The following is a 13745-nucleotide window of genomic DNA, read 5'->3' as shown; positions in this document are numbered from 1 at the left end:
AACTTGACGCTACCAAGTAAAGGTGCAGCGTCAAGTTCTTTTTTTGTCGGAAATGTGAAATTATCCGTTTGTTGTGTGAGAATAGCTGACACATCCATAAAAAATACCTGACATAAGTATTGACGATTCTCGCCGTTAAGTTTTATAATAACCACATATTCAAGACAAAACTTGAACAATGAGCGATCGAACAACGGATAATGTTCGGAATTTAGGAGGTAAGTAAGTCTATGTCAGTTCAAAATGTGTTAAACACCATTAAAGAAAAAGGTATCGAATGGGTAGACTTCCGTTTTGTCGATCTGAATGGCAGAGCGCATCATATTTCGTTGCCGGCGGTTGAAGTGGATGAGGGGACGTTCGAGAACGGAGTAGCATTTGACGGGTCGTCCATCGCCGGTTTCCGCGGCATCGAAGAGTCCGACATGGTTATGCTTCCCGATACCGAAACCTCCTATATCGATCCATTCACGGCTCACCCGACATTGATCATTATGTGCAGCATTCATACACCGGATGGCGAGCCTTACGAGCGCGATCCCCGCGGTATCGCTCAAAAGGCTGAACAATATTTGCAGAAAGCCGGAGTCGGCACGACGGCATTCTTTGCTCCGGAATCCGAATTCTTTATTTTCGACGAGGTTCGTTTCGAGAGCAAGCAAAACTCGTCCTCCTACTTCGTGGATTCCGAAGAGGCTCATTGGAACTCCAACCGGAAAGAAGAAGGCGGTAACCTTGGCTTCAAAGTCGGTCATAAAGGCGGCTATGTGCCTGTTGCTCCTACCGATACACAGCAGGATATTCGTTCTGAAATGTGTCGTCTGCTGATGGAAGCCGGTCTTCGGATCGAGCGCCATCATCATGAAGTAGCGACGGCGGGCCAGGGCGAGATCAACTTCCGTTTTGACACGTTGACCAAATCGGCCGACAATCTGATGAAATACAAGTATATCGTACAAAACACAGCCCGCCAATACGGCAAAGTGGCTACCTTCATGCCCAAGCCTCTCTTCGGCGACAATGGCAGCGGCATGCACGTTCACCAATCCATTTTCAACGGCGACGAGCCTTTATTCTATGACAAAAACGGCTATGGCTACCTAAGCGAGATGGCGCTGCACTATATTGGCGGTATTCTCTATCACGCTCCTGCGCTGATCGCGTTGACGAACCCAAGCACGAATTCGTTCAAGCGTCTGGTACCTGGCTACGAAGCTCCGGTCAACCTGGTATTCTCCAAAGGCAACCGTTCGGCTGCTGTCCGTATTCCGATTGCAGCTGTTACGCCTAAAGGCTGTCGTATTGAGTTCCGCACACCGGATAGCACGGCTAACCCTTATCTCGCCTTTGCCGCTATGCTGCTCGCAGGACTGGACGGCATCAAGAAGAAGATCGATCCGAGCGAGCTGGGCTACGGTCCTTTCGATAAAAACATCTACGAGCTGTCTGACGCCGAGAAGAAAGAAATCCGCAGCGTTCCCGGCACGCTCGAAGAAGCGCTCCGCGCACTTGAGGCTGACTATGAATTTTTGACCGAGGGCGGCGTATTCTCCAAGGATTTCATCGATAACTACGTTTCGTTGAAGCGCGAGGAGGCCAAAGCGGTATCGATTCGCATTCATCCGCACGAGTACTCCCTGTACTTCGATCTGTAACAACCTGCCATACCAACAAACAGACAAACAAACAGTCCCGCGGGGTCCGATTGGATCCGGGGACTGTTTGTTTTGATTAGAGAATGTCACGGGCCATATTGCCGCTTATGGAGTTGATTTTGGCAGCGTTGCGGTTTGGCCAATGTCCAGTCTCCTGGATCTTGAAGCGCTGGCCCCGGTTCTGCCGATCAGATACACGCCCAGCGTGCTCTTACTGAGCAAATAGGCGATACCCAGCGAGCCCAGCAAGCCGATGACAAAGGCGGTCGGGATAAACAAGAGGACGGATGCCGGAGTGGCCGGAGTTATGAGATACGGCATGACATAAATCTGAATCGAGATATGAATCCAATAAATCGCAAAGGAATAATTGCTGACGACCAGCAGCGGCGCAGGAACCCGTTTCAGCCTAGAGGCCAGGCCGAACAGCAGCATGATCATGCCTAGGGTATAGAACAGGACATCAATCCGTTTGGAATGAACCGCATCGATGATTGCACTGTTATTGAAGTAGAGCATGATGCCTGCGAAGCCGATGACGAGTACCAGCCATACATACCTGTAGGAAGCGCAGATAGCTTTGAACTTTTCGTAGTTTCTGCCGCAATAGTAGGCCACGGTAAAGTAAGCCAACCAAGCGGGGAAAGCGAGCGGAAAGAGTCTCTTCCAATAATATTCGGTAAATAGCGGCTCTGAGAAATTGAACAGGCCGAGATAGGCGAGGTTAATGCCCAAGGCGATGGGGATCATGACCTTGGCAGATACCCGCTCCATCCTGAACTTTTGAAATAAGCCGTGCAGCACATAAAATTGAAAGATGATCAGAATGAAGTAACCGTGGAAATCGGCAAGAAAGATATTGCGCACGCTCTGTGTCAAAAAGGCGCCAGGAATGTTCCCGCGATAATTGGCCAAGGCAAAGAAGAGGGCATAGATCAGAGCCATCATAAGAAAGGGAATGGCGATGAACTTCAGCCGCTTCGTAAAAAATCCGGCAGGCAGACGATTCGGATAAGAGTAAGAAAGAAGAAATTCAGAGATAAACACAAACATAGGCGTGCCGAACATGAGCAGCATTTGGCTGGACTCTAGGACTGCAGACATGCTATCAGGAAGCGTCAATGAATCGTATTTGCTGAAGGTGATAGCATGCAAAAACACGATAGCCAGACAGGCAAGACTTCTCAGTAAAAAGATTTCGTTTACGCTGTTCTTATTCATTATTTCATCCTTCCCCATGTGATACAATTTGTAACAATTATATCATTGTTGCAGTAGCCGATGTAATGGTTCTTCCGTACCCATTGACATGATACAATTTGTATCTTATATTATTAATGATACAAATTGTGTCTTTTGGCACGCAGAAGCATCATACCTGCTTAGGAAAGGAAGATGGACATGCAGTGGATTCCGGATCTTTTGACGATGGAGTGCAAGCTATCTGTCACAAGCATAGACGGACGCCGGGTTCAAACCAAGCAAGCGAAAGTCCGGCTTACTCATCTGGATGGGGAAGCGATCCGTTTCGTCAGCCAGCTTTCGCTTCCAACGCACCGTCGCATCATCGTATCGCTGGAGCTTGCGCTGCCTTGGCGCACGGTTGTTTTTACGGGGACTTTGGCCGGGAGAATAAGCGCAGGCGGCGTACATCGCTACACGGCGATACACCGGATGGATGAATCAAGCCGGAGGGAGCTGCTGCAGCTGATTCGTCAACGAAACGAATACAGGGAGCTGCAGCGCGATAAGGCAGCCGACAGCTACTTATCCTTCCATCCGGCCAATACGAAGAGAACCCTCATCGACAAGCTTGCCTAATCCGGCATGCTTATAACTCATGGATCGTAACCTCGCTCCGCACCAGAAATCTGGCATTGAAGGCTGTTTGTCCCATTCCCTTCGAGATGTAATAAACCCCATTGACTGTAGTATGCAGCCCTTTGAATATGCCCATAGCGGGTAGCGGTCCCATCGGTCTGAACTGAAAGAACAGCGGTACAATGAGCTGCCTGCCATGCAGATGACCTGCCATTAAGTAGCCGAAGGGGCGTCTCAGCTTCAGCACGACATTCGGATCGTGGGTAATCACAATCACCGGCTTATCCTCCAAAACCTTGGAGAAAGCTAGAGCCGGATTGCTTTTGCCGCTGCTTAGATCATCGATGCCGACCAGTTGAAAATTCGGCAAAACGACGGATTCGTTACGCAGCAGCCTTATCCCGTACTGTTCGATAAAACGAATAAGCCTTCGCACTTTGGGCTGCTGATAATCGTGATTGCCCAGAACGGCATAGACCGGTACCGCGCTCTCTCGGAGAACGGCCAAGTAACGTCCAAGCCGTGGCAACTGCTCCGGAAGCTTGGTGAAGTCCCCGGTGATGAAGATATAATCCGGCTTCTCCCGCTCCAGTATACGTTTGATTTTGTCAGGGGCAATCCGTAGTCTTTCTACATGCAGGTCGCTGAGCTGCAGCGCCTTGATTCCAAGTCCCGCGTCAAATCGGATACGCTCCAGCTTCAGCCATTGGGTTGGCAGGATCAGCAGAGCATAGACGAGAGCAGCGATGGCAAGCAAGATTAAGCCTGCGGCGGCAATAGGAGTAAGGGGGATAAGGATCACCTTCCTTGCGAACTCATTTCCGTTACTAATTGTATCACGCGGGCAAGTAGAAGAAAACTTCCCAACGGCAGAAAGACCTGTACTCTGCCTGTGTTGCAAGAGCAGAATATCAGGTCTGACTGGGCACAGCGCGATTGGGAGCCCAATACCTATTATTTTGGAAGCGGACCCCAGGTATGGTTGGGGCGCAAGCATACCTTCTCAGGAGGATTGGAGTGCTCTACTGTAGCAATTTTGATGCAGCTGGATAAACCTGTTTCGAACACGATGGACTCATGGCTAATAACTTCCGGCTTGTTGTACAACTTTGTTCCCATATTGTCAGCTCCTTAAGCTCATTAAATTTATGATACAAATTGTATCTGGGATGATTATACTATAAGCCCAAAAATAATTCCAGTGGTTGATTAAAAATTAATTTATAGGAATTTTGACGCATTTTATCGAATAAAAAAGAATCCTGGCATCGTGAAAATCGACGGAAAGCCGGGGACCCCGTAGGATCAAGGATCGGCTCTCATCAAGGCTTTTCCCTAATACGGGAAAAAAATATAAGATACAAATTGTATCAAGGGGTAAAAGTGTGTATAATATAACATAACCGCAAAAAAATAGTTTGGGGGACGGAAATGTTAACCAGTACATGGGAGAGGAAGGATCGGCATTCATGAAGTTAGGAAAGAGAATTTCCCAGCTTAGGGAAACAAGGCAATTGACGCAGGGAGAGCTGGCACAAATACTCGGGGTTACCCGCGCAGCGCTTTCTCATTATGAGAACGATCGCCGGCAGCCGGCCTATGACACGTTGAAAAAAATAGCTCAGTATTTTTCTGTTAGTGTAGAGTATGTTATGGAAGAAGTGGAAAGCAAGTAAGTCCAAAGTAATTAAATGGAAATCGCTGCAAACAGATTAGGATAAATAATAGCGGTTGAATGCGCTTTCTTAATAGAAGAGATTCAACGGCAAGATTTTCTTGACATGATACAAAACGTGTACTAAAGTAAGCTTTGAAGGATACGAATTGTATCTTTTTTGAGCACTCAGTAACGAGGCGGCTTGGCGAGAAAACAATTGGAGGGTATCATGATCATCCCTTTTTTACAGGCTTTGTATCATCTTCATATGCCCTTCCCGCGAACAGAGGAAGAGTATCGGCAGCTTATGGAAGAGATCGATTTATTTGTTCTATCTACGCAGGTATACCACTTGCTCAAAGCAGGCGGGCGTCTTGAAGAGACGCCGGTATGGTTTCAACAGAAATTGAAGGAAAGAACGGCGCAGGCCAGCTATCATAACATGTTTATGAAGCACAAGGAAGAAGAAATCCTGCAGTTGTTTGAGCGGCAGGGACGCCGGGTTATTCCATTAAAGGGCATCCAGTTTGCCAAGCGCTATTTTGGCAACTTCGCGGCAAGAGTGACAAGCGATATCGATTTATTTGTGCCGGCGGCCGAACTGCAGCAAGCGATCGCCCTGGTCGAGACGCTGGGCTATGAGTTTGAGATTATTAAGGATCATCATGCCCGGCTGCAAAAGAAAGACGGTCTTATGGTAGAGCTTCATTGGACCCTCGACAAGCTGCAGTGGTCCGAGCTGCGTACCGAGCCCTTCTGGAACGACGCCGAGCCGCTTGAGGAGTTCGAGTATGTCAAGCAGCTTTCCACGCTGCACACGTTCTACTTTATATGCCTGCACGGGGCACGGCATCAGATGGATTCGGTTCGCTATGTGATGGACATCTCCCATATGCTGTATACAGTCGGTGACGAGATTTCGTTCGATGCCTTGATGGAGCTGGCTCGTAAGGATAAGACATCCCGGAGAATACAAGCCGTGTTGTCCGTCGTCTATGCCCAGTTTCCGCTTCTGCAATCCATACGCCCGCTTCCTTTTGAAATCATGGATACGCATTGGGATTATGAGATGATAAGAAATGCCAAGCTTGGAGTAAAATCGAATAAATATTATAGGTATAAGCTATTCTTTAGACATTTTATATTTGATACGCTCAAGCATCAGATGAAATCCGTTCGCAAAGCGTATTAACAGATATTCACCTTGATAAAGGAGCCGATGAGAGGCATGACTATAATCGAAGCTAAGATCGCGGATCATCATGTAGCCTTCGAGACGCAATCCGAGTGGATTGCCGCTTATCTCCTCGATAAATTCGCGGAGCTGATTGCCGAAGGCTCAGAGACCATCGCCGATCTATATGTGGCTGTGGAGGAGGGATACGGCGAACCGTTCGTCGATTATGAGGTTGAAGCAGGGACGGAAGGAGAACACGTCGTATACAAACGCACGGACTACCGGATCGAGATGGACCGGGCCTACGGGAGCGCCCGCGTTGGGGTCTATGATGATTTCGCTTTGAAGCATGCGCTTGTCAACGTCTTCAGCGCATTTCTGACCCATCGGGAATGGGGGCTGCTAGTCCATTCGTCCTGCATGCTGCAAAGCGGACGCTCCTATTTATTCGCTGGACATTCGGGTGCAGGCAAATCAACGGTTGCCCAATTATCCTTCCCTAGACCTATTTTATCTGACGAGGCTACCTTAATTCGTATAACGGATACCGGCGTGGAGGTGTACACGTCGCCTTTTCGAAGCGATACCCGGATGCCGGAGCTGAAGGGGCCCTATCCGCTGGCCGCGATTCAGTTTCTGCGCCAGTCGCTGGAAAACCAGCGTGTTCCCGTTAATAAAATCGAGGGTGTCGTAGGTGTCATGAACCGGGTGTTCTATTGGGCGCATGACCCGGAGGAAACGAAAAAAGTACTTCGATTATGCCGAAGACTTATCGAGCATGTACCTGCTTTTGACTTGCATTTTCAGAAGAACGATTCATTCTGGGAGGAAATATCATGACAAATCCGGTTCTTTCAACCGCCTACCGCCGTGCAGCGAATGCCGAAGCTTTTGAAGTGGAAGGACAATGGGTCATTATGCATGCAGACCAATATACAATAACGAAGCTGAATGAAGTCGGAGGCCTCATCTGGTCTAATCTGGCGCAGGAGCAGACTCCTGAGCTTCTGGTCGGTGCGATCAGGGAAGTATACGAGATCACGGAGCAAGAAGCGGAGCAGGATGTGGAAGCGTTCCTGGCGCAATTGCTGAAGCTTGGTTTGGTCGAGCATGCAAGCTAGCGGGCAAACGGTATTGGCAATCCGCAGAGTGCTTGCCTCCCAAGGATATGTCGATATTCCATCCCACGGGGTGAGTATGTTCCCGCTGATCCGGACCGGCAATATATGCCGGTTCGAGCCGTTCTCGCCGGAATACCTCCGAGTCGGCGACATTTTGCTGTATGTATCGGATAACGGAGTGCTTGTCGGACATCGCTACCACCGTCAAGTCGAGGATCGCGGGCAAGTGCGGTTCATCTGCAAGGGCGATTCCCAGGAACAGGACGATCCTCCGCTAAGGAAGGAACAGCTGATCGGCAGAATGATTTCTATCCGTAAAGGTAGCGTAGAGCTTCGGGTAGACGGCCTGCTTCTGGCAGGCTGGGGCAAAATCATGATCCGGCTGCCGTTCGTCTCCACCTGCATCCACTTGTACCTAAGAGCGGTGAGAAAACTACGGGGAATGAAGGCTGTCACATGACTATCGCAGGCAAGGTGCAACGAAAAGTGAAGAAGCTTCTGGAAATCGGTGAATTTCGCAAGCCGATGGCCTTTTTGCTTCGCTATGTATCCAGATACTGGGAAACTTACTTTTGGCTGGCCGTATTTATGCTCGCGAATATCGGAGTCACGCTGTTCTTTACATGGTTTATGCAGCATGTAACGGATGCGGCAATCGCCAAAGATGCGGCCCGGGTTACCCGGATGCTTCTGTATGGCGTGGGCTTCATCGCCGTAACAAGCCTGATGTATTTTTTCGGCACCTATCTGGAAACGTCGGCCGTACAAAAGATCCGTCGTGATCTGAAAAATGATTTATTCGCCCATATGCTTCGGCTGCCGAGCCGGTATTATGGCAACAAGCATTCGGGAGAGCTGGTTTCGCACCTGACCAATGATGCGAACAGCATTGACGGGGCGATTGGCGGCAATCTGATCGGTATGATCCGTCTGCCCTTGATGGGCCTGGCTGCCTTCATATATCTGGCTAATATCAACTGGCAGCTGACGATGGTCTGCGTCCTGCTCGGTCCGATAGCGGCTGTATCGGGGATCGTATTCGGGAAGCTTCTCCGCTCCAACTCCAAGCTGCTGCATGAGAAGCTGGCGGGGGTGCTTAGCTTTCTGAACGACAGCTTTGCCGGACAGACGATCATTCGTTCGTTCACCCTGGAGAAGCTCGTTCATAGCAAGTACACGGAACAGAACAACAGTCTGCTCGGGCTTGAGCTGAAGCTAGCCAAGCTCCGCGGCTTCTTCCAGGTAGGAGCGAGCGCAGCCGGAACGATAGCGTTCATCGTGACTCTGGGCATCGGGGCATACTTCATCATGCAGGACCGGATGACGGTCGGCGCGCTGCTCGCCTTTATTAATCTGATGAATCACCTCGTAGCGCCCTTGACCGGACTTGCCGCCATATGGGGTGCCTTCCAGCGCTCCATCGCTGCCGTTGAGCGTATTCAACAGGTGCTGGATATACCGCCCGAGAGTGCGGAGCTGTTAGCTCAGACAACAGCGCCCAAGCTGGAGCAAGGCGTCGAGCTGCGGGACGTATCGTTCAGCTATGATGGAAGCAAGCCGGCTGTAGCGGAGTTTGGACTAACGGTGCCTGCCGGTAAGGTTGTAGCTCTGGTCGGCCCGAGCGGAGCGGGCAAGAGTACGATTTTCAATCTAATGATGGGCTTCTATCCCCCGGATTCCGGTCAGATCCTGATCGATCGGGCGACGATTGATTCGTTCTCTTTCTCCGAGCTTCGCAGCTATACGGCCTATGTCCCGCAGGAAACGTATTTATTCGCCGGGACGATCCGGGAGAACATTGCCTTCGGCAAAGCGGAAGCCAGCGAGCTGGAGATCATTAAGGCGGCAAAGGAGGCCAATGCGCATTCCTTCATCTCCGAGCTGCCGAACGGCTATGACACGGAGATCGGCGAGCGGGGCGCCAAGCTGTCCGGCGGTCAAAGGCAGCGCCTGGCAATTGCGCGGGCCATCCTCAAGAACGCTCCGATTCTGCTGCTGGACGAGGCGACCTCAGCGCTGGATAGCGAGACCGAGCAGCAGGTGCAGGAAGCGCTGGAGCGGTTAATGCGCGGCAGAACGACTATGGTCATTGCCCACAGGCTGTCTACCATCATGAACGCCGATTTGATCGTCGCAGTGGAAGAGGGCAGGATCGTAGAGCAGGGCACCCACCATGAGCTTCTAGCCAAAAAAGGGCTTTATGCGCGGCTGTATCAGCTCCAATTCGGCAATCAGGGTGTGAGGAAGCTGGCGGGCGGACTCGTATAAGCGTATTGAGATTCAGGAGGACGAAGCATGATAAAGAAGATGAAGCTGCTGATCATTAGTCCGGTGGCAGAGCGAGGCGGCGCTGAGCGGGTCATGGTCGATATTCTCAAGCATCTGAATGCCGACAAGTTCCAGGCCGAGGTTGTATTCTTCCAGCAGGGGAGCCTGGTGGAGGAAGTCGAGCAGCTAGGCTGCCGCACCCATGTGCTGGATGCAGCCAGATTGCGCAATGTGACCTCCTATTTCCGGGTCATTAGCCAGCTGCGGAGCCTGATCCGAAGCAGAGGGATCGATCTGGTCGTCAACTGGATGCCGAAGGCCCACTTGTATGGAGGAGTGGCGGCGCGCCTGGAACGTAAGCCGGCCGTTTGGTGGCAGCATGGAGTCCCCGACAAGCATTGGCTGGACCGGCTTGTATCGCGAATTCCCGCAACCGGTGTGCTTTGCCCCTCCCTTATATCGAAGCACTATCAAGAAAAACTGAAGCCCAAAGCACCGGTGCTGTTAAACAATCTGGGCGTCGATTTAAACGAATTTCCAGTAGCGGCAGCCGCTGAGGGTAACGACTTCCGAGCCGTACATGGAATACCAGAGGATGCCATCATTTTTGCCTTTCTGGGAAGACTGCAGCGCTGGAAACGGCCTGATGTCGTCATTCGGGCCTTCAATCGGGTCAGCCGACAGCATCCCGTCTATATGCTGGTGATCGGCGGTGCGTTGTTCGGCCTCGAGACGGAATATGAGGACGAGCTTAAGGCGATCGCAAAGGAAGGCCATCCGGAACGTGTGATTTTCCTTGGGCATCAGAAACAGGTCGCCCCCATACTGGCCGTCACCGATGTAGTGGTACACGCTTCCCTGCTCGAGCCCTTCGGCATGGTCATTACCGAGTCGATGGCACTGGGCAAAGCGGTACTGGCTGTCGGAAGGGGAGGGCCCAAGGAGATCATTAACAGCGGATTCGACGGACTGCTGTACGACGGCACGGAAGATCAGCTTGTAGAACTGATGACCAGCATCGTCGAAGGGAAAATATCCGTGCAGGCCATGGGCCAAAACGCAAGATCCACCGTGGAATCCCGCTTCACCGCCCATAAGATGGCGGAGCGCTTCGAGAATAACCTGAGCCTGCTGGTCAACGCGAAGGCGTGACCTTGCGAATGAGAAAAAGGCTGCTGTCCAAGCTGAGTAAGCTTGAACAGCAGCCTTTCCTGTTATCGTTATCGAGGCTGGTTTTTCCAGAGAACGCCTCGCACATCGTAGTTCCACTGCGGGAAGGTGACCGTCGTAGATCCGGAAGTCATCTGGATGCGAACACTGTCTCCGTCTTTCAGCTGCGGCAGATCAATGGACTTGCGCTGGTTTTGGGTCACATTGACTACGGCAGCCTGATTGTTCTTCCCTGCCGTTACCAGCTCGCGGGGCTGGTTGGTGCTAGCCCAGAACAGCTTTACCGTCTGCGCGGATTGGTAGGGAGAGGAGTAGGCCAAGGTCAAGGTATAGGGCTGCCCGGCTTTCAATTCTATGGAGCCGCTTCGCTTCGTCTCGCACCAGTTCACCAGCTTCTGGTCTCCTACCCATAGCTCGATACGGCAATTCGGCGATTCGATCAAGAAGGTGTAGGTCTCGGAATATTTCGGTACGATGGTCCCAACCCACTTCCATGAGCCTTTCTTGGCGGGCAGCACCTGATCGGTTGTATCGAAATTAATCATTCGGACATCCCTCGCCGACTCTTCCTTCTTGAATTGTTCATCGACGTACGTAATTTCCCGGAATGAAGTCGAGGATCTTACCGGATAGGGCCCCCAGGAAATAGAGGCTTGCCCTGTGGTGTTCGGGGTGAAGGACAGGACGGCTCCTCCCGACGCTTTCCTATCCAGCTTAATATCCTGAAGCAGAGGGCCCTTCGCTAATTCTTCTATAATAAGAAACCTGGGATAGTCTACCGTCTCCAGCTGAACGGTGATGGTTCCGGCAGTTGCTTTTGTCACGGTAACCGGTATCGTCCGGTTTTCAATCGGATCGTAAGAGCTTACTTTGGCGCCTTGACCCTGGACATTGGAGAAGGTGACCTCGTACATCTTCGGAGCCATATCATAACGGGCGGCGTCCAGAAGATCCTTGCCGGCATCCCGCGTTTCGGCCAAGTTACGGGTTACGGCATAGTAACCGACGGCAAATTTATTAGCTTTCAGCTGTGTGGGCAGTATGGCCAGATCCTCAAAACGATCCGGATTCTGGGTGCTGCCCGCGCCTTTAAATTCCAGCTTGGGAGCAGGGTCCTGGATCGCAGTCACCTGCAGGTCCCGCGGGTTGTCTATGGAATCGCCTGTTTTCAAAAGATTAACGGTATTGGCAAGAGCCCGAAGCTGCGGACCTGCTTTCTCCCGAATGGCTGGAGTCAGCACATACTTGTTCTTGCGCAGCTCGTCAAAGAAGGCTAGAGGAATCACTCCGTTGGACATATCGCTATCCTTTGCGGAGAAAAGGGTAACTGCCTTGACACCTTTATTGCTGAAGAACGTATAATGCCGCAGAGTGGATTTGGCTCCTATCCGATGCATGACATTGAGCAGGGCAGGGTCTTGATTCGTCGCCCCCGTCTGTCGCATAAGCTCGCGGGCAAAGTTCAGCCGGGCCATATTTACCTCAGACATCCAAACCTCCGCCGTTTTGCCGTTTCCGGGATTGGAGTAGCGGCCATGCAGGCTCCAAGGACCGGGAAATGGCTGTACATCCCTTACAATAAATTCGGTTTGTACCGCATAGAACCATTTTTCAGGGAAAAACGAAATATATTCCGGGACAAAGGTGCTTGGAGCCCGGGAATCGTCCAGTATTTTATCCTGCTGTATGTTGAAGGCTTCAGGGTTGATCAGATCGTAACCGGTATAGGGATGCCGGCTGAATCCATCCATACCGAACCAATTTTCGGTACCGTTTTCCCAGGGGCGTTGATTGGAGAAGCCGCTGATGACTTTTACGCCAGGCAATTGGTTAGCTTTGTCCTTTACGACATTCACAGTTAGCGGAAGAATGATCTCCGGTCCCGTCATCGTATTCTCTCCGGCTGAGTAGCTGATGGGTGAGCCGAAGGTGAAGCCGGGCTTATAATAATTATTGATATTCAAGAACTGGCTGCCAAAGGTATACTCATTCCATACTTCAAGATCGAAGCCGGCATCCGCTGCACCGGCCGTGCCGAGGTTCTTCTTTACATAGTTCGTAACCGTCTTCACATATCTGACCCAACCGTCTAAAGTTTCCTGAGCGGCGGGGTTAGGAGTGCCGTCCTGGAAGGTCGCTCCGGAGAATGGCTGGTACTTGAATAGGCGGAGCATAAGGTCTCCCTTAGCAATGGCACGGGGCAGCGGCGCTGACAATTCGCACCGGCCGGTTACGGGGTCAACACTGGTGATGACCGGATACATGGATTGATAGGCCATATTGATCAGTCCGGTATAGCGGGGCACGATCCCTGCCGTTGAAGTCAGATAGATTTCCTTGGCGCCGGATGGGGCGTTTTCCTTTAACGTAAACTTGAGATCCTCCGATGGGACCGGCATGCCGGCATTGGCATTGAGCAGGATCAGAGGTCTAATCTTATGTTTTTTTAACGCCTGCAAAATTTGGGTAAAGCTCTCATCGGCAATAGGCCTCAGCTTCGTTTCATCCGCGTAGGACAAGCTTCCCCAGCCGATCTCGATACGTGCCCTGCGTATTCCCGATTCCGCCAGAACCTGGGCTGTGGCATCGGCCTCTTGTGCGCTTACATTGAAGACAATACCGGGGGTTTCCAGAAAACGGTTCGCATCCCATGTGTCCATGTACGCTTTCCAGGGCGCATGATAGAATGAGCGATAGCCGAAAGGTACCTCCTGCTCCCGCCAATCCTCATAAGACTGTCCCTGTGCCGCGGCATTGAAGCCGGGGTTGTTTGAATCACCGAATGGTGCGGCCCCGGTCAAGCTCATAGCAGCGACGATCAAGGTAAGCACAGATAATCGCTTCCATCCTGGTTTTTTCATCCTTGCCCCTCCTTC

12 protein-coding genes are annotated in these 13745 nt (G+C 51.3%); 9 read left to right on the top strand and 3 right to left on the bottom strand.

The window, feature by feature from the left end; translation table 11 throughout:
- The first annotated feature begins 230 nt into the window (after positions 1 to 230).
- Positions 231 to 1655 carry a type I glutamate--ammonia ligase gene (glnA, locus tag GSF01_RS07810; protein WP_159882602.1) on the top strand — a complete coding sequence of 475 codons (1425 nt, stop codon included), beginning with the start codon at positions 231 to 233 and terminating at the stop codon, positions 1653 to 1655.
- Positions 1656 to 1760: 105 nt separating this feature from the next.
- Here glnA and GSF01_RS07805 read toward each other — a convergent pair whose 3' ends face one another.
- Positions 1761 to 2876, bottom strand: a complete 1116-nt coding sequence (locus tag GSF01_RS07805; RefSeq protein WP_159882600.1) for an acyltransferase family protein — start codon at positions 2874 to 2876, stop codon at positions 1761 to 1763.
- A gap of 180 nt (positions 2877 to 3056) precedes the next feature.
- Between GSF01_RS07805 and GSF01_RS07800 the strand changes: the two genes are divergently transcribed.
- On the top strand, positions 3057 to 3476 hold the full coding sequence (locus GSF01_RS07800; protein ID WP_159882598.1) for a hypothetical protein: 420 nt from the start codon (positions 3057 to 3059) through the stop codon (positions 3474 to 3476).
- A gap of 10 nt (positions 3477 to 3486) precedes the next feature.
- On the opposite strand, the gene GSF01_RS07795 is transcribed toward GSF01_RS07800, so the two are convergent.
- Entirely contained in the window at positions 3487 to 4278 is a 792-nt protein-coding gene (locus GSF01_RS07795) for a metallophosphoesterase (protein ID WP_235941344.1), read from the bottom strand.
- A 667-nt stretch (positions 4279 to 4945) separates the two neighbouring features.
- Here GSF01_RS07795 and GSF01_RS07790 point away from each other — a divergent pair.
- From GSF01_RS07790 to GSF01_RS07760, 7 genes are all read left to right on the top strand, one after another.
- Positions 4946 to 5152 carry a helix-turn-helix domain-containing protein gene (locus tag GSF01_RS07790; protein ID WP_072329972.1) on the top strand — a complete coding sequence of 69 codons (207 nt, stop codon included), beginning with the start codon at positions 4946 to 4948 and terminating at the stop codon, positions 5150 to 5152.
- Between the two features lie 210 nt (positions 5153 to 5362).
- Entirely contained in the window at positions 5363 to 6325 is a 963-nt protein-coding gene (locus tag GSF01_RS07785; protein WP_159882594.1) for a nucleotidyltransferase domain-containing protein, read from the top strand.
- A 36-nt stretch (positions 6326 to 6361) separates the two neighbouring features.
- The gene (locus tag GSF01_RS07780; protein WP_159882592.1) at positions 6362 to 7150 is read left to right on the top strand and encodes a hypothetical protein; all 789 of its coding nucleotides are present in this window, start codon (positions 6362 to 6364) and stop codon (positions 7148 to 7150) included.
- Positions 7147 to 7431, top strand: coding sequence for a PqqD family protein (locus GSF01_RS07775; RefSeq protein WP_159882590.1), 285 nt, complete (start codon positions 7147 to 7149; stop codon positions 7429 to 7431). Before GSF01_RS07780 ends, GSF01_RS07775 begins: the two co-directional genes overlap by 4 nt.
- Before the next feature lie 13 nt (positions 7432 to 7444).
- On the top strand, positions 7445 to 7891 hold the full coding sequence (locus GSF01_RS07770) for a S24/S26 family peptidase (protein ID WP_159882588.1): 447 nt from the start codon (positions 7445 to 7447) through the stop codon (positions 7889 to 7891).
- Positions 7888 to 9699, top strand: a complete 1812-nt coding sequence (locus GSF01_RS07765; RefSeq protein WP_159882586.1) for an ABC transporter ATP-binding protein — start codon at positions 7888 to 7890, stop codon at positions 9697 to 9699. Before GSF01_RS07770 ends, GSF01_RS07765 begins: the two co-directional genes overlap by 4 nt.
- 27 nt (positions 9700 to 9726) lie before the next feature.
- A complete protein-coding gene (locus GSF01_RS07760) occupies positions 9727 to 10851 on the top strand; it encodes a glycosyltransferase family 4 protein (protein WP_159882583.1) in 1125 nt (374 codons plus the stop codon).
- Between the two features lie 68 nt (positions 10852 to 10919).
- On the opposite strand, the gene GSF01_RS07755 is transcribed toward GSF01_RS07760, so the two are convergent.
- A complete protein-coding gene (locus tag GSF01_RS07755) occupies positions 10920 to 13730 on the bottom strand; it encodes a PA14 domain-containing protein (RefSeq protein ID WP_159882581.1) in 2811 nt (936 codons plus the stop codon).
- Between the last annotated feature and the right edge of the window lie 15 nt (positions 13731 to 13745).

Origin of the sequence: Paenibacillus puerhi (genome assembly GCF_009846885.1) — a bacterium.
Taxonomy (GTDB): Bacteria; Bacillota; Bacilli; order Paenibacillales; family NBRC-103111; genus Paenibacillus_G; species Paenibacillus_G puerhi.
Note: the sequence above shows the minus strand (reverse complement) of the source record. Positions and strands in the feature narration are given on the sequence as shown.

What these genes read in the sequence shown, in the direction of transcription:
- GSF01_RS07775 (WP_159882590.1), top strand. Translation starts at nt 7,147, where the DNA reads ATGACAAATCCGGTTCTTTCAACCGCCTACCGCCGTGCAGCGAATGCC.
- GSF01_RS07790 (WP_072329972.1), top strand. Translation starts at nt 4,946, where the DNA reads ATGAAGTTAGGAAAGAGAATTTCCCAGCTTAGGGAAACAAGGCAATTG.
- glnA (WP_159882602.1), top strand. Translation starts at nt 231, where the DNA reads ATGTCAGTTCAAAATGTGTTAAACACCATTAAAGAAAAAGGTATCGAA.
- GSF01_RS07785 (WP_159882594.1), top strand. Translation starts at nt 5,363, where the DNA reads ATGATCATCCCTTTTTTACAGGCTTTGTATCATCTTCATATGCCCTTC.
- GSF01_RS07755 (WP_159882581.1), bottom strand. Translation starts at nt 13,730, where the DNA reads ATGAAAAAACCAGGATGGAAGCGATTATCTGTGCTTACCTTGATCGTC.
- GSF01_RS07800 (WP_159882598.1), top strand. Translation starts at nt 3,057, where the DNA reads ATGCAGTGGATTCCGGATCTTTTGACGATGGAGTGCAAGCTATCTGTC.
- GSF01_RS07765 (WP_159882586.1), top strand. Translation starts at nt 7,888, where the DNA reads ATGACTATCGCAGGCAAGGTGCAACGAAAAGTGAAGAAGCTTCTGGAA.
- GSF01_RS07780 (WP_159882592.1), top strand. Translation starts at nt 6,362, where the DNA reads ATGACTATAATCGAAGCTAAGATCGCGGATCATCATGTAGCCTTCGAG.
- GSF01_RS07805 (WP_159882600.1), bottom strand. Translation starts at nt 2,876, where the DNA reads ATGAATAAGAACAGCGTAAACGAAATCTTTTTACTGAGAAGTCTTGCC.
- GSF01_RS07760 (WP_159882583.1), top strand. Translation starts at nt 9,727, where the DNA reads ATGATAAAGAAGATGAAGCTGCTGATCATTAGTCCGGTGGCAGAGCGA.